A 19,965-nucleotide genomic window follows, 5' to 3' on the forward strand; every position below is an offset into this window, starting at 1 on the left:
CGCCTGATCAGCGGCCGTCGCGTTCGGTAACCCGTTCGGTGACGCGGGAAACCTCGTAGCCCAACAGTCGTTCCGCTTCCTCGATACCGCCCTGCAGATCGCCGACCGCGTTCATCTTCGACAGATCCAAGCCGATGGTGACCAGGGTGAGGGCGATCTCCGAGGACAAACCGGTGATGATCACGTTCGCGCCCATCAGACCCGACGCGTCGACGGTCTGCACCAGGTGGTTGGCCACGGTGGAGTCGATCTGCGGCACACCGGTGATGTCGATGACGACGACCTTCGCGCGGTTGGCCCGGATGGCGCGCAGCAGCTGCTCGGTGAGCTGGCGGGCGCGCTGGCTGTCGAGCACGCCGATGATGGGCAGGATCAACAGCTGCTCACGCACCTGCAGCACCGGCGTGGACAGCTCGCGGATGGCTTCCTGCTGCTGGCGGATGACGCGCTCGCGCTCCTGCACGAACGACACGGTCACGGTGTTGGCGATGCGGTTGGCCGCCGGTTCGTAGGCGTCGAGCACCTTGTTGAGCAGCTCGAAGTCCGACTGATACTTCTCGAAGAGGCTGCGGGCGAGCACGTCGCGCAGCAACAGCACGATGCCGATGACCTCGTCGGTCTCGACGCCTCTCGGGATGATGCGTTCGGACAGGTCGCGGGCGTAGGCCTGCAGCGCTTCGACGCTACCGGTCTCGAGCACGTCGACGTAGCCGTCGTAGATCGAGGTGGCCTCGGAGAAGATCTCCTCCGGGGTCATCGCGGTGAGCAGCTGGGCGTCGGCGATGCGGCGCGCCCACTCCTCACGCAGCGCGGTGCGGTTCTGGCGCAGATGCTCGACGAGTTGCGGAAGCAATTGGTCGATCGGTCCCGCGGTCAGGGAATCCGCCGAAAGGCTCATGGACACCTCGGACATGGACTCCTGCCCCTTTCGACGGTTCAGTCGGGATCTGTGCGTTCGGCGCGTGCCGATTCCGAGCCTAGTCATACCCCACCCGACTCGCCGCCGAAACCTGCCGGTTGTTCGCCTGAAGTTCGAGTGCGGGAATACCTCACGGCACCGTAGCGAACCCGCGTTCCAGCGCTGCGAGCGCCTCCTCCAAATACACCGTGAGGTCCGCGTCCGCGCGGGCCAGCCAGGCGTCGAACGCGGCGCGCGCCGCCGCAAGCGTGGTCCGGCCGACCGCGAGCGGGATGAGCCCGTCCTCCGGTTCGCCGAGCCGGCCCGCCGCGAACGCGCTCACGGCGCGCTCCCAGGCGTCGTAGTGCGCGCCCGCGGTGGCGGCCAGCGCGGGAACGGTCGCCACCAGCTGCATGCGGGTGCGCAATTCCGGCACGTCCTCGGCGCGATACTTGTTGGCCTCCACCACGACTCGGCGCACCGCGGTCATCATCGGAACGTCGTCGGGGACGGTCGCGAACGCGGCGCGCAGCGCGGCGACCTCGTCGTCGAACTGCGCCCACAGCACCTCCGCCTTGGTGGGGAAGTACCGGAAGAAGGTGCGTCCGCTGATGCCCGCCGCGGCGGCGATCTGCTCGACGGTGGTCTCGTCGAAGCCCTGCTCGCTGAACAGTCGCATGGCGATCAGTTCGAGTTCGCGTTTGGTCGTGCCGCGTGGGCGGCCGCGCGTGGCCCGGTTCTCCAGCATTGTTCGATTGTGCTCGGCCGCCGCGACTCTTGATTTTGTCAGTGACTGACGATAATGTCGCCGCATGTTGACGGATCTCACCTGGCCCGACGCGGGCGCGCGCGCCGAAGCGGGTGCGATCCTGGCCGTCGCGGTCGGCGCGACCGAGCAGCACGGCCCGCATCTGCCGCTGTCCACCGACACCGACGTGGCCGCGGCGTTGTGCGCCCGGCTGGCCGCGGCGCGCGCGGACGTGCTCGTCGCACCGGCGATCCCGTACGGCGCCAGCGGCGAGCACGCGGGTTTTCCCGGCACGCTGTCGATCGGGCAGGCGGCGCTGGAACTGCTGGTGGTCGAGCTGTGCCGCTCGGCGACCGAGACCTTCGAACGGATCCTGCTGGTCAACTGGCACGGCGGCAACATCGAACCGCTGCGGCGGGCGACGGATCTGCTGCGCGCCGAATCCCGCGACGTGCGCCTGTACCTGCCGCGCTTCGACGGCGACCCGCACGCGGGCCGGTCGGAGACGGCGCTGCAACTGGCCCTCGCGCCGGAGCGCGTGCGCGGTGACCGCGCCGCGGCCGGGGACACCCGTCCGCTGGCCGAACTGCTGCCGCTGTTGCGCAGCGGCGGGGTGCGCGCGGTCAGCGCCAACGGCGTGCTCGGCGACCCGGCCGGCGCGACCGCCGCCGAGGGCGCCGCCCTGCTCGATCACCTGAGCGCCGACCTGCTCGACCGAACCCGGCTGTGGTGGCCGGAGAACTCCCCGGAAAGGACCGGAACATGAATCCGTGGTTCGAGACCGTCGCCGAAGCGCAGCGGCGGGCGAAGAAGCGCCTGCCGAAGTCGGTGTACGGCGCGCTGATCGCGGGCTCCGAGCGCGGCCAGACCATCGAGGACAATCAGCGGGCCTTCACCGAACTGGGTTTCGCGCCGCACGTGGCGGGTCCGATCGGAGAGCGCGACCAGTCCACGACGGTACTGGGACAGCAGCTTTCGATGCCGGTGCTGATCTCGCCGACGGGTGTGCAGGCGGTGCATCCCGACGGCGAGGTCGCCGTCGCCCGCGCGGCCGCGGCGCGGGGCATCGCGATGGGCCTGAGCTCGTTCGCCAGCAAGCCGATCGAAGAGGTGATCGCGGCCAACCCGGCGACGTTCTTCCAGTTGTACTGGTGCGGCGGCAAGGACGAGATCCTGCGGCGAATGGACCGGGCGAAGCGGGCGGGCGCGGTCGGGCTGATCCTGACGCTGGACTGGTCCTTCTCGCACGGGCGGGACTGGGGCAGCCCGGTCATCCCGGAGAAGCTGGATCTGCGCACGATGCTGAAGTTCGCCCCGCAGACCCTGGCGCGTCCCCGCTGGCTGGCGACCTATGTGCGGTCGGGCAGCATCCCGGATCTGACCGCGCCCAACATGGCCATCGGCGACGCACCCGCACCCGGCTTCTTCGGCGCCTACGGCGAATGGATGGGCACGCCGGCGCCGGATTGGGCGGACGTGCGCTGGATCTGCGAGCAGTGGGAAGGGCCGGTGCTGCTCAAGGGCGTGATGCGGGTCGACGACGCGCTGCGGGCGGTGGACGCGGGCGTGGCGGCGATCTCGGTGTCCAACCATGGCGGCAACAATCTCGACGGCACGCCGGCCGCGATCCGGGCGTTGCCGGTGCTGGCGGACGCGGTGGGCTCGCAGGTCGAGGTGTTGCTCGACGGCGGCATCCGGCGCGGCAGCGACGTGGTGAAAGCCGTGGCGCTGGGTGCGCGCGCGGTGCTGATCGGGCGCGCCTATCTGTGGGGCCTGGCCGCGAACGGGCAGGCGGGTGTGGAGAACGTGCTCGACATCCTGCGCGGCGGCATAGATTCTGCGCTGCTCGGCCTGCGTAAGACGCGCGTCACCGACCTGGACCGTTCGGACGTGGTGGTGCCACCGGGCTTCGAGCGAGCGCTCGGGTTGCCCGAAAACGCCGCCGCGGCAAGCGATCCCGTCGATCACACGGCCACGCACGCCTGAGTTCAGTGCTCGGCCGCCGCGCGCCGGTGGTGCGCCAGCAAGGTGTCGTAGATGTCGGCCAAGGCGGCCAGCTGCTGGCGATCGAGGATGTCGATCATGTGCCTGCGCACGCTCTGCACGTGCGCGGGCGCGGCGTCGGTGAGCACGTCGGCGCCGCGCGGGGTGAGTTTGGCGGCGGTGCGGCGGGCGTCGTCGGGGATGGGTTCGCGCACGACCAGTTCGCGTTTCTCCATCCGGGTGATCTGGTGCGACAGCCTGCTCTGCGACCACTCGAGCTTCGCCGCGAGGTCGGCGAAGGTCAGCCGGTGGTCCGGCGACTCGGCCAGATAGGCCAGCACCGAGTATTCGACGTAGGTGAGGTTGGACTCCCTGGTGGAATCCCGCCCGACCGCCGCGGCGATGAGGTCGCGGGTGCGCACGAAGCCCAGCCAGGCGCGCATCTCGACGTCGTCGAGCCAATGGGGATCGGTCACGACAGCGCTCCAAACTCCGACTTGTACCGGAACGTCACGCGCCGCGAGGTGCGGCGCGGGAACGGTCCGCGCGCGGCCGGACTCGGACGTCCGGGCGCTTTCTCACCAGACGAGAGGTAGCATCACCGGGGTTGAACGTGCAACCTTTGCTGGCCAACTGTCCGAGATAGGGTTGCCTAACCAGTAGGGCGTTCGCGCCGGTGGCTAGGCTCGCTGTGCTCGTGACCAGCCCGGCCGTTCGCGGTGTTCGGGCCCGTTCGAAGGAGTGCGACTGGTGACCGCGCCGGAGTTCCGTTATTCAGACCTGCTGCCCATCGGCGCGGACGACACCCCCTACCGTTTGCTCACGACCGAGGGCGTCAGCGCGTTCGAGCACAACGGGCGCACCTTCCTGCAGGTCGAACCGGAGGCGCTGCGGCTGCTCACCGAAACGGCGATGCACGACATCAGTCACTTCCTGCGTCCTGCGCATCTCGGCCAGTTGCGCAAGATCATCGACGATCCCGAGTCCAGCGGCAACGACCGCTTCGTCGCGCTCGACCTGCTCAAGAACGTCAACATCTCCGCGGGCGGCATCCTGCCGATGTGCCAGGACACCGGCACCGCGATCGTGATGGGCAAGAAGTCCGAGGGCGTGCTGACCGGCGCCGACGACGCGGAATGGATCAGCAGGGGCGTGTTCGACGCCTACACCAAGCTGAATCTGCGGTACTCGCAGCTCGCGCCGATCACCATGTGGGAGGAGAAGAACACCGGCTCCAACCTCCCCGCGCAGGTCGAGCTGTACTCCACCGCGGGCGATCCGGCCAACCCCGCCTACAAGTTCCTGTTCATGGCCAAGGGCGGCGGCTCGGCGAACAAGTCGTTTCTGTACCAGGAGACCAAGGCCATCTTGAATCCCACGCGGATGCTGGAGTTCTTGGACGAGAAGATCCGCTCGCTCGGCACCGCGGCCTGCCCGCCGTACCACCTCGCGGTCGTCATCGGCGGCACCAGCGCCGAGTTCGCCTTGAAGACGGCGAAATACGCTTCCGCGCACTACCTGGACAATCTGCCCACCGAGGGCTCGTTGTCGGCGCACGCCTTCCGCGATCTGGAACTGGAGGAGGAGGTCTTCAAGCTGACCCAGTCCTTCGGCATCGGCGCGCAGTTCGGCGGCAAGTACTTCTGCCACGACGTGCGGGTCGTGCGCCTGCCCCGGCACGGCGCCAGCTGCCCGGTGGCCATCGCCGTGTCCTGCTCGGCGGACCGGCAGGCGCTGGCCAAGATCACCGCCGAAGGCGTGTTCCTCGAGCAGCTCGAGCGCGAGCCCGCGCAGTACCTGCCCGAGCAGACCGACGCCATCCTCGGCGGCGACGTGGTGCGCATCGACCTGAACCGGCCGATGGACGAGATCCGTGCCGAATTGTCCAAATACCCGGTGAAGACCAGGCTTTCGCTGACCGGTCCGCTGGTCGTCGCCCGTGACATCGCGCACGCCAAGATCAAGGAGCGGCTGGACGCGGGCGAGCCGATGCCGGACTATCTGCGCGACATGGCAGTCTACTACGCGGGCCCGGCCAAGACGCCGGAGGGTTACGCGTCCGGTTCCTTCGGGCCGACCACCGCGGGCCGGATGGACTCCTACGTCGACCAGTTCCAGGCGGCGGGCGGTTCGTTCGTCATGCTCGCCAAGGGCAACCGCTCCGCGCAGGTCACCAAGGCGTGCAAGGAGCACGGCGGCTTCTACCTCGGTTCCATCGGCGGGCCCGCCGCCCGGCTGGCCCTGGACTGCATCAAGTCGGTCGAGGTGCTCGAGTACCCCGAACTGGGCATGGAAGCCGTCTGGAAGATCGAGGTCGAGGACTTCCCCGCGTTCATCGTCGTCGACGACAAGGGCAACGACTTCTTTGCCGAAACGCAGAAGCCGATCGCGCTGCGCGTGCGCACCCGCTCCAAAGAGCGCGTCTGAGCCGGCCTCCTGGCCTGCCGCGGCAGGCCAGGACATGACGATGTCACCCCGATCACCGGGGCGGCGGCGCCGTCGCAGCGGGCACGCTTAGCGGAGAACATCGTTGATCCGGCACCGATGCAGGTCGAGGAGAGCTATGAGCACGTCCAGACCAGTACCGACGGCGTTGTGTATCACCGAGTCGGCCGCCTCCCGGTTGGCCGATCGCGCTGCCCGCGAGGGAACCAGCTGTACCGCGTTGCTCGATCGCCTGATCCAGGAAGGCGTCGACCAGCTCGACCACCCCGGAATCGTCTTCCGCGGTCCGCTGCACGACCGGCGGGCCGCGCTGACGGCCGGTCCCGAGGTCTGGGAAGTCGTTGCGCGCCTGCGGGAGTTGGACGGCCCGGTGGAGCGCCGCATCGCCGTGCTGAGCGCGAAGGCGGATCTGCACGCGAGCAAGATCAGGGTGGCGCTCGCGTACGCCCGGGCGCACGACGGGGAAATCCTGGAGCGAATCGCGCGGAACAGGGAAGCGGCGGAGTGGATTCGCCGAGCAGGCGTACCGATGACCTCGCCTCGGCCGCGTCCGAGCGCGCTGGGAGGTCCGCCCGGGATGTGATCGGAGGACCGTGCCGTGTGGTGCGGCCGGTCTTCACATGACTGGGGAGCGAATGTGAAATTCCCGACATCTGTGGATGATCCACCCCACCTGCGGGCGGCTGGCGGCACGAGCGCCGGCCGCCCGCAGTGCGTTCTGAGACTTCGGATCGTTCGCCGTGCGGCGGGCGGGGGAGATTCGCGCAGTGCGTCCGTTTGCCGAGTCCCGGAAAGGTACGACATACAGACCGAAAGGGACGCATCGCTACGCGAAAGCTCTTCGCGGCGATTCGATCTCATCGCGTCGGCAAGCTTCGATCCGGCGCAAATCGCTCAAAAGCCGCTTATCGACGGCTGATTCAGGATTGATGACAGACCGTGTGTTGCTGTGATCCACAGCACGTGCACAGATTGTGGACATCATTCGTTCCAGGCAGAGCGAAATGTTTGCTGTCCAAGGGCAATTGAGGGCATAACGGACATATCAGATTGGCATTATCCCAAGTTGTGGAGTTTTCTGTGGAATTCGCTCGCGGTTGTCCACATGGCGCCGATCGGTGCAGCGGCTGTCGTGTGGACGTCGCGCCCGCTGCAAGCCATGGCCCGTTGTCGTCGCTGCCCATCGGTGTTCGCCGATTCGGGCGTGGACAACGGGGTGACGTTCGACACCGGACGCGGGGGAGTGATCGGAGCAAAGGCGAACCGAAGGGCCTCGGCGCGCACTGCCGCGGACTCGTGAAGGACACGATCGCCGCATTCACTCGACAGTCCCGCGCGTCCGTGTTGCCGAGCCGGGCACACGTGCGGCGACGACTTGTGCGACCAGTGTGAGTCACCGGTGAAGTCATGCGTCGACACCGTAGGAACACCTCCGCCGCCCATGTGGGATCGGGGCATACCCGGCATACGTGATCGCAGGCGATAGCATCGGCGCATGGTGCTTGGGAATGCTGGGCGGAGCCGGATCGCGGTGGGACTATCGGTAGCGGCGCTTCCTGCGCTGATCACGGCTGGTATCTCGGCGGGGGAGGCGCGGGCCGATACGACCGTCATCGAGCGGCGCGAGTCGGTCGGCTCGGCGACCGGGACGGAGGGGCTCGATCCCGCGCTGGCGCTGGCGTACACCTTGGCCGAACGCGAGGCGCACGCGCAGGGAGTGCCGCTGTCCATCACGTCCGGATACCGGACGCCCGCCGAGCAGCAGGCGCTGTGGGAGGACGGTGTGGCGACCTACGGGCCGGACAACGCGCGTCGCTGGGTGCTGCCGCCGGAGGAGTCCACGCACGTGTCCGGCGACGCCATCGACGTCGGTCCACAGCAGGGCGCGAACTGGCTCGAGGCGAACGGCTACCGCTGGGGGCTGTGCCGATCGTTCGAGAACGAATGGTGGCACTTCGAACTGCAAACCGTGCCTGGCACAGCGTGCCCGCCCATGCTGCCCGACGCCAGCGTGCGGTGACCGGGCCGGTTCGGTAAGAACGCAATCGGCAGCCCGGTGCGGATGCGAGCGCGCCGATCGCTGCTCCCGCTGGGCCAGCCGTGGGGGCGATGAGGCCGCCATGACGGCCCGGCCCGGCGCGACGTGCCGGAGTGTGCCGGTGAGCTACCCGCCCCAGACAACTGCTAGGTCACCGGTGTGAGTTCCAGCGCGCCTTCGATCGTGGTGGGCAGCCTGCGGCGATCGGGGGAGCCGAGCGCGGTGGTCAGATCGGTGCCGTCGTGTTCGGCGAGCAGGTCGCCGCTGTCCCACACCAGCAGGGTCGCGCTGACGGTGTTCTCCGCCGCGGAGTGCGCCAGGTCGTAGTGTGCGCAGGCCGGGACATGCGGGTAGGTGATCCACAGGTCGTAGCCGGTCATGAACAGGTCGAGGTCGAATTGCACGCTCAGGCCGAGCAATTCGCTGCGGCCGTTGTCGTCGACACCGGCGAACGCCTCGTCCAGCGCCAGCAGGCGCGGGGCCTGCGGATCGGCCGAATCGAGCATGACGTGCGCCGCGGCGAACAGCGGCAGGTGCAGCGACACCGACTGCTCACCGCCGGACAGCGCGCTGTGCCTGGCCACGGTGAGCTTGTCCTCGCTGCCGTCGGCGGAGATCAAGGTGAACGAGAACACCCGCCAGGTGCGGTAGTCCAGGGTCGTGGCAAGGATCTCGGGGTAGGAGCGCTCCGGGTGCGCGGCCCGTGCCGCCCTGATCTCGGCGGCGAAATGCGCACGGATCGCCGCCAGATCCTCCGCCGTCAGCGCCGAGGCATCCCGGTCGAGCAGCTTGCACATCGCCCGCGCCGCGTCGGACAGGCTGTCGGCGAGCACCCAGTGCACGCCGATGGTGTTGCCCGACGACATCCGCCGCTGCTTCATCTCCGCGCCCATCCTGGCGATGAGATCGCGTGCGTCGCTGGTGCGTTCGTGGATCTGCTGGGCCAGGCCGGTGAGCAGGGCGTCTTCGAGGATGCGCCGCTCGGCGTCGGTGAGCAGCAGTTCCTGATCGCGGCGCGCGGCGTCGATGCGCGCGGCGAAGTCGGCCAGTGCGGAGACCCCGTGCTCGTCGTGCACCTGGACGACGGTCAAGCCGTCGGCGGCGTCCCACTGCAGCCGGTAGTCGCGGCCCGACCCGGCCAACGCCGCGTCGAACTCCTGCAACGCCGCCGTCACCGCTGTGCGCGTGGACTTGCGGGTCGCCTCGCTCGCGCGCACCGCTGCGGTGGCCGCGCTGAGGTTGCCGAACAGCGCGGCGACTTCGTCGGGCAGCACCACCGGTGTCGCCTCCGGCCCTGCCGTCGCGATCCGGTACAGCAGTTGCTCGGGCGTCGACCACGCGGCGTCGCTGCTCGGCCAGCGTCCGTCGGCGGGGGCGCCGAGCAGCGTCAGCAGATCCGGCTGGGCGTACGGCGCGAGGGCTCGCACCTCGGCCAGCACCTCGGTGAGCGCGGTGGCCAGCGACTCGTGCGCGGTGCGGTAGGCGGCCTCGGCGTCGCCGACCGCCTCGATGGCCTGGTTGGCGGCCTTGCGCGCGGCCTTCTGCTCGGCCTTGGTCGCCTCGATCCGCTGCCGGGCCTGCTCCAACTCCCGGTCGATGTCGGCGGCGCCCGCGCCGAGCGCCTCGCGCAGGGTCTCGAGCTTGCGCAGCTGCTCCTCGTATCCGGTGCGCGCGGCCTCGGCCTCCTCCGCGAACGCCTCGGCCAGGTCGGCGGCCTCGGTCAAGCGGTCGTCGGCCTCGCGTTCGCGCTCCCGTTCGCGTTCGTGGTCGCCGCGCAGCCGCAGCAATCCCGTGCCCGTGTTCTCGAAATGCCGGATGGCCGCGGCCAGCGCGTCGATCTCCCTGGCGGTGCGCGGTGTGCGGTGTGCGGTGGCGGCCGCGCGCAGTTTCTTCTCCGCGGCCGACACTTCCGCGACCGCCTGGTCGAGATCGCGCTCGGCCTGGGTGGCGGCCTCCGCGCGCGATCGCAGCACGCCCGCGGCCTCCGACACCGCGCGCAATGCGGCGGTCACCGCGGTCGGGCGCGCGAGCGCCTTGGCGGCGGCGGAGATTCGGGCCAGTTCGGCGTCGGCGGCGGCCTCCTGCTGTTCGGCGGCGGCGCGGTCCTGCTCGGCGGCCGCCACAGCCGCGGTCAACTCGGCCGAGCGGATCTCGCGGCGCCTGGCGCGCGCGGTGGCGCCGATGAACTCGGCGTCGGTCTTGCGGTGGCGGCCGATCTGCACGCCCTGCCGGAACGCCCCGTTCACTCCGATCGCCACCACACCGCTGGGCTCGCCCGCGCCCTCGTGCAGAGCGATGGAAGCGAGCACACCGGCCACGACCTGCCGTGGCACCGCCAGCGTGTCCGAATCGTCTTCCACGACCAGTACGTCGGCGAGCGTGCGACCGGTCGGGCGTTCCGATTCGGGCAGCGGGACCAGGAACTGATCGGATTCGTAGTCCGGCGGCAGCTCGCCTTCCGGGCAGACCCAGGCGTCCAGCAGATTCGCGGCCTGCAACGCGGCCTCGATGCCTGCCGCGGTCTCGGGTGGCACCTCCTCGGCGAAGCGCACCAGCCGCCACAGTGCCGCGCCGGGCCGGTCACCGGTCCGGCCGCAGCGGCCCGCGAAGGCCGGCGGCGCGTCGTCCCGCCGGGCCGCGACTCGCTCGAGTTCGGCGGTCAGTTCCTCGATGCGCGCGGTGGCCGCGGCCACCGCCGCGCGAGCCTCTCGGCGGCGGGTGCGGATCTCCTCGAGCAGGGGTTCGGTGCGTTCGGCCAGCACCTCGGCCACCGTGGGGGCATCCGAACCGGCCTCGGCCAGCGCCGAATTCAGCGCTTCCAACAGTCCGGTGCGTACGGGGGTGTAGATCGCGCGGTGCTCGTCCCACCAAGCCCGCAACGCGGCCGCCGCCTCGGAGCGGGCCAAGGCGACCGCCGCTTCGGCGTGGGCGACCTCCGCCGCGGCGGCGTCCCGCAGTTCCCGCGCGCGCTCGGCCAGCCGCTCGGCCCTGGTGCGTTCGGCGGCGGCCGTGTCCACCGCGCCCACCGCCTTGCGCACGGCGCGCACGTCGGCGTCGCGCTCCTCGGCGTGCCCGCGCACCGCCGCGGTGAGCTGCTCGGCCCGCGCCGACTCCGGCAGCGGCGTCCACGCGATCCCCGCTTCCTCGGCGGCGGCGCGCAGGTCGTCCTCGCCGCGGGCGAGCGCGGCGGCGGCGGTGCGCAGCGCGGTGCGCGCGCGCTCGGCCTCCTGGGTCCGCTGGTCGAGGGTCTGGCGGGACTTGAGCGCCTTGTCGGCGTGCACACCGGCCGAGGTCTCCAGCCGTCGCACCGCGTCGGCGAGATCCTCGAGCTGCTGTTTGCCCTCGTAGGCGCTGGAACGTTGGAGGTTCTCCCGATCGGCGATGGCCTGCTCGTAGGCTCGGTCGGCGTCCTCGGCTCTCGCCTCCGCCGCGGCGCGCTCGGTCTCCCTGCGCTCGCGCAGCGCTGTGGCGGCGAACAGCGCGGTGCTCGCGTGGGTCACCGCGTCGAGCCGGGCCCGCACCTGGTCGACGTCCGTCTTGGCTTGCACCGCAAGGTATTTGCGATACACCTCGACGAACGCCCTGGTCGCCGTGTCGGCGTGCACGAGACCCTCCAGGGTGCGGCCGACCTCCTCCATATCGCTGAACGAGCGGGCGGCGTCGAGGATCAATTGCTCGTCGAGCGGGCGCAGGCCGTCGGTGAGCGCCTGCGACAGGCCGCGCGGGTCCAGGTTCTTGGCCAGCTGCGGGCGGCGCAGCGTGAGGATCAGATTGATCAGCTGGTCGTAGCGTTGCGCTCCGAGGCCGAACATGCGCGCGTCGATCGCGTTGCGATAGTCCACCGGCCGGTCGACGATCGAGTCGGAGCCGATCTGCTCGGCCAACTGCTTGCGGGTGAACGGGCGATCGTCCGGGCCGATCAGGGAGAAGTCGATCCCCACCCGGCCGTCGGCGACGAAATACCAGCGGGTCACCTTGTCCGAGGATCGGGTGGCGCGCATGCCGATGCCGACGGTGACCGCCTCGGGATCCTCCCAGCGACCGCGCGCGAACTCCATCCAGACATAGGAGTAGGCCGAGTCCTGCTTGCGGTAGAGCAGGTTCGACTTCATCGTGCGTTCCTCGCCGGCGAACGGGTTCAGCCTGCGCGGCTCGATCCGTCCGTCCAGGACGAACGGGAACAGCACCTCCAGAGCCTTGGTCTTGCCCGATCCGTTCGGCCCGCGCAGCACCAATCTGCCGTCCGCGAAACAGAACTCCTGGTCGCGGTAGTCCCACAGGTTGACGATCCCGGCGCGGGTCGGGGTGAACCGCACTCCGCCGTGAATGAGCGACATTCGTCAGTTCCCTTCCGTCCCGGCGCCGCCGGGCCCGTAGGTGTCGGCCGCGGTGACGAACAGTTCCGCGGCCCGCTTGGTGCGGACGGTGACGACCGCGCCACGGTAGCGGGCCAGTGCGGGCAGCACGAGCAGTCCGTCCTCGACCACCCGGACCAGCCGCAGCCGTTGCAGCAGCGCCACCACCTCGGTGGTGAGGCGCGCAACGTCGGCCTGCCATTGCGCGGCGAAGGTCGTGCCGTAGCGATCGGCCAGCGCCCGCACCGTCTCGTCCAGCCATGCCTGATCGATCAGGGGATAGCCGGATGCGACAGCCGGATCCGGCTGCTCCGGGGCGTCGGTCGCCGGGTCGGGTTCGGAGCGGGTCGAATCCGGCTCGGCGAGCGGCGCGAACAGCGTGGATTCGGGGATGGCTTCGTCGAGCTGGCCGGCGAGCGCGGCATCCGTCTCCGGGACGGCGCGGCGGCGCGGCACCGGGTGATCGATGTCGAGCACGCGGTCGGCGATCTCGCCGGCCAGCAGCAAGGCGACCTGCGCGAGCGTCCCGGTCCCCGGAAAGCGGACGTCCGACAGCCGTCCCGAGGTGTCGATCAGCGCCACGCCCTCCGCGCGGCGTTCGGCGCGCAGCCCGGTGAACAGCTCGACTTCCGCGACTACCCGCTCCTGAGCGAGCACCGGACGCTCCTCGGGCGCGAGATCGTCGGCGTACACCACCGGCTGCTCGACCAGCGCCCTGCGCACCCGCCGCGCGATCTCGGCGGTGGTCGTCGCGTGCGCGGAAGCTCCGGCGACCATGGGCTCTTCGGTGAGCAACCCGCGCACACCGTGCAGATGTTGCAGCGCGCGGGGCGGCCGGAACAGCGCGAAGACCACCGGCCGGTCGATGTCGTAGAGCGCCTCGCCCGCCTCCGGATCGCTGGCCCAGCCGCCCGCGTCGCCGTCGGCCAGGCTGAGCGCGCCGCGGACGGTCAGCCAGCCCACCGCGTCGACGAACGCGTCGCGGTCGGCGGCCCGGTCGGTGGCCAGTTCCAGTCCATCCACCCGGTTGGCGTAGGCGGCGACCTGATCGGCCAGCTCCGACAGCGTGATCTGATCCCCGGCGCGCCCCAGCGCGGCGAGCGCGAGGGCGAGGTAGGCGTAGCGGCGGCGGTCGAAGACTCGCTCGGCAGGTGTGCGTGCGGGCCTGCCCGTGTCCAAGCGGTCGATGACCGGGAAGACCCGCGCGGTGGTCTCGGTGACTTCCAGTCGGTAGCCGAACAATTCGGCCAGGTCCTCGCGCAACTCGGTGGCCCAGCGGCGGATCAGCGGCAGTGCGATCCGGTCCGGATAGGTGCGGGTCACCAGGTGATTGGCCAGGATCACCCGGGCGGCGCGTTGATAATTGTCCAGCGTGAGCGCATCGATGGTGCGTGCGTGCATCAGGGCCGCTCCCCGTGCGGGCGTGACCGTGCCCCGGTCGTCTGCTCGATCTTCAGCGAGCGGTTGTTCAATCGCAGCAGCCCGCGGGTGGTGCGCACGACGGTCGGACCGTCGTGCTCGGACACCGTCAGGGTGACGCCGCTGTCGGAACCGGTGGTGCCCGCCACCCGGCCCCGCACCGGAACCCACGCGGTCGAGGCGGCGTCCAGCAGCCGCAGCAGCACTTCGGTCTCCCGGTCGTCGAGCACACGTTCGTGCACGTCGCCGGAGGCCAGCGACCTGGCGGCCTCGGCGCGGGCCCGCTGCGCGTCCAACTGCGCCGAGCGCAGACGCCGGATGCCCGCGTCGTTGCGGTGGATACGGGCGGGCGCCCCGGCCGAGGGCGGGCGCCCGGTCTCGGCGAGCGTGCGCGAGATCTCCAACGGCGGTGCGTCCCACCAGGATCGAATCGCCGGGATCACGTCGGCGTCCGGGTGCTCCATCGCCAGGTGCCGCGGTTTGCCGAGCCCGAACACCGCGTCGAACAGCGCGTGGGCGCTGTCCACGGTGGGCGCCGCGGTGAACCAGCCGGCCAGATGCCGCAGCGCCGACTCCCGGCTGACCCCGCCGCGGCGCGTCTCGGTGACCCGCCGCAGCAACGACAGCACCGCGGCGATGGCGCTCATGGTGGCCTCGCGCAGCCGTTCGGCTTCCGTCGCCCCCGCCTGGTCACCGCCGCCGGAGGCCACGAACCAGGTCCGCAGTCCGTCCCACCTGGCCTGCCAATCCGACCGGCGTTCCTCGACGCTCAGCAGCACCCGCTCGTCGCAGCGCGCCGCGCGGACGATCAGGTCCTCGACGCCGGTCTCCTCGATCTCGGCGATCGCCGCGGCCAGCCGGGGGGTGAACCGGGCCAGGTCGAGGCTGAATTCCCGCATGTGCGCCAGCAGCGCGTCCTTGTGCGCGAGAAACGATTCCGGCGTGATCTCCGTGGTGCGGACCAGGTCGCCGAGTCCCAGATAGAAGTGCGCGGCGCGCGCGGCCAGGTCCGACAGCGCGGTGTCGAGACGGCGCAGCGTGCGGTAGACGCGCTCGGCGTCGCCCGCCCGGTTGACCTCGGCCAAAGTGTGCAGATCGGCCAGCAGCTCCGGCAGCACCAAGCGCGACAGCGATGCTTCGTCGAGACGGGCGCTGAGCACCCCGGCGACTGCCTGGTAGGCCTGGAAACCGGCCTGGGAGAACTGGTACACGTAGTGCCGATTGCGGTATTCGGCCAGCGTCGCGGCGCGGGTTCCGTCGTAACTGCGCTCCAGCACGCCCCACTGGTGCAGCTGGTCGAGCAGCGGGCCGATCTCCGCGGCGGTCAGCGGCGCCGCGGTCCGGCCGACAGCCGCCGGGGACGGGTCCGGCGCAGCGGTTTCCGGCTCGCCCTCGGGTGGACGGGTACGCGCCTGCGCCGAATCCACCCCGGTATTCGCGACCGGTTGGTTTGTGCCGACCGGCTCGGCCGGGTGCGGCGTGTTCCCGATGCGCTCGATCCACTCCGCGACGTCGTCGGCGTGCAACAGCACCACGTAGGCCGCCCGCGCGCCGTCGAACGCGCGCAGCACCCGGAGGTAATCGGCGCGGCGCTCGGCGGTGGCGAAGGAGAACAGCCGCAGCCGGTCGTCCCAGTGGGCGTCGGCCCAGCCGTCATCGGAGTCGGTCACCGGGAACAGGGTAGTAGCGGGCCGATCGCCACCCGCACGACGTTCCGGAGTCCGGCGTGGCCGCGTCCGGTTCGTCACCGTTCGCCGCGACCGCGGCGCAGGTCGGCTCACTCGACGGACAACGAACGCAACTGATCCAGGTACGCGCGGGTGCGCGGGTCACCGGGGAACCGCTCGATGATCTCGCGCGCGACTTCCCCCGCGATCCACATCAGCGAGGGCACCGACCGCCTGCTGCCCGCGAACGCGCGCATGCCCTCGGTCACCGCTAGTTCCAGGTCACGGTCGCGCACCGCGACCACGGCCAGGGTCAGATGCGCTTCGGAGACCCGCATCGGATTGCGCACGCTGCCGTCCGGGCGGGTGGCGTTGCGGATCACTTCCCGCGCGTAGGTTTCGGCGAGCCGATCCTCGCCCGCGACCCGGCAGCAGTCCATCGCGTAGAAGTCGAACTTGTTCGCGTCGATGACGAAATGGTTGTCCAGATTCGCCGGATGATCGAGTCGCTGCAAGATAGCTCGGCCCTCGTCGAGCGCCGCTTCCACCTCGCGCGGATTGCCCAGCCGCGCCCACGCTTTGGCGCGCTGGGCGGCGAGCTGCACACCGACGCGCAGATGCTGGCTTACTTCCAGCGTCGGCTGAACGGTCTCGATGACGCCGCGGTAGTTGCCCTGGGTCAGCGCGAACCATGCGGTCATTTCCGCTGCCCATGCGGCGATCTCGATGTTCTCCGCCTCCTGTGCCAGTGACTGGGCGGCGCGGCGAGTCGCCTCCGCGGCGGTGCGCCGGCCGAGGTCGTAGTCGACGCAGCCGACCAGCAGCGCCACCCATCCGGCGAGCACGAGGATCTCGCGATGCTGCGCGAGGGTCAGGCGACCGTCCAGCAACGAGGTGATCCTGCGCAGCCAGGCGGTGCCCTCGGTGTGCAGGTCGTGCGGGTCGGCGTAGGAGTACTCGCAGCACAGGCGTTCGGCGGTGATGCGGATGGCCTCCAGGGTCACCGAGGACACATCCGACATACGGAGGCGTCCGATGAACTCGAGGGTGTCCATGCCGGTCGCCGAGAGCAATTCGTCGTCCCGGTTCGGCCTGGCCTTGGGAAAGAACGCCGCGGTCACCGTGTCGAAGGTGGCGGCGATGATGGGCGCGTAGAAGTCGTCGGGGCGTGATTCGCCCGATTCCCAACGGCGCCAGTTGCGTAGGAGAGTACTGTCGGTCGGCAGGTTGTGCGAAGACTTTCCACGCATCACGCGAACAGCGTCGGCTTGCGACCACCCCCTCGCGTCACGCTCGGAACGCATTCGGACTGCCCAGACGGGTCGATCGTCGGTAGCGGCCACGTCTGTAGTATCGCACCAGTTAACGTTCGGTGGCCCGAAGAGGGCAGGCAGATGTCCGTGTGTTGCCAGCTACTTTCGCCGGCCCGCGTTGTGCATGCTTGAACTGGCGCCAGAAGTTTGCCAGCCCCTCCTGTAAGAGCAGTTGCAAGTACATCTGCTCTTGCACGAAGCGCAAATACCCCGTAAAACGGGTGGATCCACATAAGAGAACAGCGATCCCAATCCAACGGAGGTTCGGGTGGAAGCGTTGATCTATGGATACTTGCGTGACGATCTGGCCGACGGCCACAGCAAGGAGCTCGAGGCCGCGATGAGCAGCCTCGCCCGGGAGGAAGGGCTGTGCTTCGCCGCAACGTTCCATGAATCGACCGGCGGTGACGGGACGGCTTTCGCCGAGCTCACGGCGGAGCTCAAGCGCGCGGACGCGCACCATGTCGTGGTTCCCTCACTCGATCACTTTGCCGGCCAGACGATTCCGCGCGACATCCTGATCGCCAAACTGGCTCAGGAGGCGGCGGCGCGGGTGTGGACCGTGGAGAGCTGACCGTCGCGACCGAAACGCCCGATACCGCACCGACCCCCAGCGTCGCAGCCCGGTCACCGCGCCGGTGACGAGTACACCCGCTGCCAGGGAAGCGAGCAGCCCCGCCAACCGGTGCTGTTCGAACAGCGGGTATACCTGCCAGTGCAACAGATAGACGAACAGCGAGCCGTCGGCCAGCACCGCCGCGCAGACGGCGACGACGCCGGGGACCCGGACCGCGGACAACCACACCAGCGCGAGCAGACCCGCCATGATCAACCGTTCCCGCTCGGGAACACCGAAATAGCCGGGCACCGTGATCAGTACGACGGCGCTGACCGTCATCCGCTGCCACATCGACGTCGCCTTCGCCGCCGCCCAGCCGAGCGCGAACAGCCACACCGCCAGCGGAGAGAACGGAACATCCTTCGCCGAATACAGACCGAACGCCTGGTATCGAAAGACGAGGCTCAGCGCGACCAGCGCCATCGCGAACCAGAACGGCTCGGCCCGCTGCCACCGGTCCACCAGGGGAATCCGGATGAGCAGCCCGGCCGCCAGCATGAAATACACCAGCACCTCGAGAAACCACAGGTGCCCGGCGGTGGCGCTGTCGTGCGGGCCGAGGATCTTGTTCAGTAACAGGACATTCTGCCAGCCGTAATAGTCGGTGCGGGTCAGGGTCAGCGCGACCCAGACCGCCGTGGGCACCGCGATGTATCCCACGGCGCGCATGGTGTGGCGCCATCGCTCGGCAGGCGGCGCGGCGGTGACGCCGAACCGGGCGAAGTTGAAGCCGGCCACGCCGAGCAGCACGTGCGCCGCGCCCCAGAGCACGAACACTCCGGCGTGCGAGCTCACGATGAGCACGATGCCGATCGCGCGCAGCAGCGTCCCGGTGTCGAGCGCGCGCCCGAAACGCCTCCGCCCCGCCGGTATCCGTTCCAATTCCGCTACGGACGTGTTCGGCCAGTCCGTGGGCAGGCGGCCGAGCGCCCGCTCCAGGCGTGCCGCGGTGGTCACGTAGGTGAGCGAGTTCCCGCCGAGGTCGACGAACGTGCTGTCCGGGTGGATCCGCGCGGGATCTATGCCGAGCGTCGTGGCGTAGACGGCGCGGATGTCGCGCACCTGCGGCGCGGCTTCGGCCAAGCGGCGGATAGCGGGGTAGTCGGGTTTGCCGTTCGGTAGCCGAGGGATTCGTCCGACCGAGTGGACCCGGATGGCGGCTGCGGGCAGCCCGGACAGCCGGGCGGCGAGTTCGGTGGGATCGGACCGGGAGGCCTCCACGGCGACGACGAGGTGGGCGTCGTCGTCGGTGCAGCACGCCGTGCAACCGGCCTCCGCGAGCCCGGATTCGAGACGCTCCAGATCGATGCGCAGTCCGAAGATCTTGGCGAACCGGCTACGCCTGCCGACCACCTGATACAGGCCCTCGGGTGTGCGCCGGGCCAGGTCGCCGGTGCGCAGGGCATCGACCGTACGGCCGAGTGCGAGGTCGGCGGCGGACGTCGCGTACCCCATCATCACATTGGCCCCGCGATAGACCAGTTCGCGCGATTCGTCCCCGTCGTCGGCTTCTTCGACCGGCTCGAGGGTGAATTCACCGCCCGGGATCGGGATTCCGATGCAGTCGGGGTGCGCGTCGGCCAGATGCGCGGGCAGATAGGCCATCCGGGCGGTGGCCTCGGTCTGGCCGTACATGACGACGAACTCCCAGCCGCGTTCCCGGCCGAGCGCGGCGTATTCCCGTACCCGCTCGGGCGCGAGCCGCCCACCGGCCTGGGTGACATAGCGCAGGTGCGGCAGGTCCATGCGGGCGAAACCGATACGGTCGAGCAGATCGATGGTGTAAGGAACAGCGGCGAACGACGTTGCGCGACAGTCCCGGAAGGCGTGCCAGAACTGGGTATCCAATACCGACTGGTCGGTGAGCATGAGGCTCGCCCCACGCCACAGGTGGCTGTGCACCACCGACAGTCCGTAGCAGTAGAACATCGGCAAGGTGGTGGCCGCGCAGTCGTCCGGTCCGATGGCCAGGTACTCGGCGATGGCCGCCGCGTTCGAGCGCAGGTTCGTCGCCGACAGCCGGACCAGCTTGGGCGATCCGGTGGACCCCGAGGTGCTCAGCAGCAGCGCGAGATCCGGATGCAGGCGATGCGCCGAGTGCTGCCGGACCACTCGGGTGCGTCCGTCCTCGATGAGCACGTCCGGGTCGTAGGCGTCCCGCAACTCCGCAGTGATCCGCTCGGTCAGCAAGACGACGCATCCGGCGTCGAGCGCTGCGAGGTAGGCGACGAGCGAGGCGAGATCGTTGCGCGCGGCGAGCGCGACGAGGCGGCGGGCGGGGCCGAGTTCGGTGGCGAAGGCTTCGACGAGCGACGCAAGCCGAGCGTAGGTCACCTGCCGGGGGACCGAGGCCCGGTCGCCGCCGTTCGCGCCCGCGCGGTCGGGGCACCGGACGGCGATCCGCTCGTCGAAGGTGCGCAGACGCTCGACGATCGGATGGGCGGTCACCGGCGAAAGTGTAGGAGGCGGTCGTTCCGACC

Annotated in this window: 14 protein-coding genes; 6 read left to right on the plus strand and 8 right to left on the minus strand. The window is 69.9% G+C overall.

The window, feature by feature from the left end; translation table 11 throughout:
• Window positions 1-7: 7 nt before the first annotated feature.
• Window positions 8-913 carry an STAS domain-containing protein gene (locus U3653_RS14505; RefSeq protein WP_039798458.1) on the minus strand — a complete coding sequence of 302 codons (906 nt, stop codon included), beginning with the start codon at window positions 911-913 and terminating at the stop codon, window positions 8-10.
• 136 nt (window positions 914-1,049) lie between these two features.
• The gene (gene mftR, locus U3653_RS14510; protein WP_195080078.1) at window positions 1,050-1,646 is read right to left on the minus strand and encodes a mycofactocin system transcriptional regulator MftR; all 597 of its coding nucleotides are present in this window, start codon (window positions 1,644-1,646) and stop codon (window positions 1,050-1,052) included.
• 64 nt (window positions 1,647-1,710) lie between these two features.
• Here mftR and mftE point away from each other — a divergent pair, with 64 nt between their 5' ends.
• Entirely contained in the window at window positions 1,711-2,412 is a 702-nt protein-coding gene (mftE, locus tag U3653_RS14515) for a mycofactocin biosynthesis peptidyl-dipeptidase MftE (protein WP_195080077.1), read from the plus strand.
• Window positions 2,409-3,632: a pre-mycofactocin synthase MftD gene (gene mftD, locus U3653_RS14520; RefSeq protein WP_195080076.1), complete on the plus strand. Its 1,224-nt coding sequence runs from the start codon at window positions 2,409-2,411 to the stop codon at window positions 3,630-3,632. The genes mftE and mftD overlap by 4 nt, the downstream gene beginning before the upstream one ends.
• Window positions 3,633-3,634: 2 nt before the next feature.
• On the opposite strand, the gene U3653_RS14525 is transcribed toward mftD, so the two are convergent.
• Window positions 3,635-4,105 carry a MarR family winged helix-turn-helix transcriptional regulator gene (locus U3653_RS14525; protein ID WP_195080075.1) on the minus strand — a complete coding sequence of 157 codons (471 nt, stop codon included), beginning with the start codon at window positions 4,103-4,105 and terminating at the stop codon, window positions 3,635-3,637.
• A 274-nt stretch (window positions 4,106-4,379) separates the two neighbouring features.
• Here U3653_RS14525 and U3653_RS14530 point away from each other — a divergent pair, with 274 nt between their 5' ends.
• The 3 genes from U3653_RS14530 to U3653_RS14540 all read left to right on the plus strand — a co-directional run bounded on the left by U3653_RS14530 (window position 4,380) and on the right by U3653_RS14540 (window position 8,094).
• Window positions 4,380-6,056, plus strand: a complete 1,677-nt coding sequence (locus U3653_RS14530) for a fumarate hydratase (RefSeq protein WP_195080074.1) — start codon at window positions 4,380-4,382, stop codon at window positions 6,054-6,056.
• 136 nt (window positions 6,057-6,192) lie between these two features.
• The gene (locus tag U3653_RS14535) at window positions 6,193-6,657 is read left to right on the plus strand and encodes a hypothetical protein (protein ID WP_323123995.1); all 465 of its coding nucleotides are present in this window, start codon (window positions 6,193-6,195) and stop codon (window positions 6,655-6,657) included.
• A 948-nt stretch (window positions 6,658-7,605) separates the two neighbouring features.
• Complete coding sequence (locus U3653_RS14540) at window positions 7,606-8,094, plus strand: M15 family metallopeptidase (RefSeq protein ID WP_323123996.1); 489 nt, start codon at window positions 7,606-7,608, stop codon at window positions 8,092-8,094.
• A 164-nt stretch (window positions 8,095-8,258) separates the two neighbouring features.
• Here U3653_RS14540 and U3653_RS14545 read toward each other — a convergent pair whose 3' ends face one another.
• From U3653_RS14545 to U3653_RS14560, 4 genes are all read right to left on the minus strand, one after another.
• Window positions 8,259-12,449: a TIGR02680 family protein gene (locus U3653_RS14545; RefSeq protein ID WP_195080072.1), complete on the minus strand. Its 4,191-nt coding sequence runs from the start codon at window positions 12,447-12,449 to the stop codon at window positions 8,259-8,261.
• Between the two features lie 3 nt (window positions 12,450-12,452).
• Window positions 12,453-13,868 (minus strand): TIGR02678 family protein, encoded by a 1,416-nt coding sequence (locus U3653_RS14550; RefSeq protein WP_195080071.1) that lies wholly within the window; start codon window positions 13,866-13,868, stop codon window positions 12,453-12,455.
• A complete protein-coding gene (locus U3653_RS14555) occupies window positions 13,868-15,508 on the minus strand; it encodes a TIGR02677 family protein (RefSeq protein ID WP_323124033.1) in 1,641 nt (546 codons plus the stop codon). The genes U3653_RS14550 and U3653_RS14555 overlap by 1 nt, the downstream gene beginning before the upstream one ends.
• Before the next feature lie 155 nt (window positions 15,509-15,663).
• Window positions 15,664-16,803, minus strand: coding sequence for an NsdA family TPR-like regulatory protein (locus U3653_RS14560; RefSeq protein WP_195080070.1), 1,140 nt, complete (start codon window positions 16,801-16,803; stop codon window positions 15,664-15,666).
• A 331-nt stretch (window positions 16,804-17,134) separates the two neighbouring features.
• Between U3653_RS14560 and U3653_RS14565 the strand changes: the two genes are divergently transcribed.
• Entirely contained in the window at window positions 17,135-17,440 is a 306-nt protein-coding gene (locus tag U3653_RS14565) for a hypothetical protein (RefSeq protein ID WP_083887588.1), read from the plus strand.
• Here U3653_RS14565 and U3653_RS14570 read toward each other — a convergent pair.
• Window positions 17,342-19,933, minus strand: coding sequence for an AMP-binding protein (locus U3653_RS14570; RefSeq protein WP_195080069.1), 2,592 nt, complete (start codon window positions 19,931-19,933; stop codon window positions 17,342-17,344). The two genes, U3653_RS14565 and U3653_RS14570, sit on opposite strands and share 99 nt — an antisense overlap.
• Window positions 19,934-19,965: the final 32 nt, after the last annotated feature.

The sequence above is a fragment of the Nocardia implantans genome, from assembly GCF_035544775.1.
Taxonomy (GTDB): domain Bacteria; phylum Actinomycetota; class Actinomycetes; order Mycobacteriales; family Mycobacteriaceae; genus Nocardia; species Nocardia implantans.

What these genes read in the sequence shown, in the direction of transcription:
- mftD (WP_195080076.1), top strand. Translation starts at nt 2,409, where the DNA reads ATGAATCCGTGGTTCGAGACCGTCGCCGAAGCGCAGCGGCGGGCGAAG.
- U3653_RS14550 (WP_195080071.1), bottom strand. Translation starts at nt 13,868, where the DNA reads ATGCACGCACGCACCATCGATGCGCTCACGCTGGACAATTATCAACGC.
- mftE (WP_195080077.1), top strand. Translation starts at nt 1,711, where the DNA reads ATGTTGACGGATCTCACCTGGCCCGACGCGGGCGCGCGCGCCGAAGCG.
- U3653_RS14505 (WP_039798458.1), bottom strand. Translation starts at nt 913, where the DNA reads ATGTCCGAGGTGTCCATGAGCCTTTCGGCGGATTCCCTGACCGCGGGA.
- U3653_RS14545 (WP_195080072.1), bottom strand. Translation starts at nt 12,449, where the DNA reads ATGTCGCTCATTCACGGCGGAGTGCGGTTCACCCCGACCCGCGCCGGG.
- U3653_RS14560 (WP_195080070.1), bottom strand. Translation starts at nt 16,803, where the DNA reads ATGCGTGGAAAGTCTTCGCACAACCTGCCGACCGACAGTACTCTCCTA.
- mftR (WP_195080078.1), bottom strand. Translation starts at nt 1,646, where the DNA reads ATGCTGGAGAACCGGGCCACGCGCGGCCGCCCACGCGGCACGACCAAA.
- U3653_RS14535 (WP_323123995.1), top strand. Translation starts at nt 6,193, where the DNA reads ATGAGCACGTCCAGACCAGTACCGACGGCGTTGTGTATCACCGAGTCG.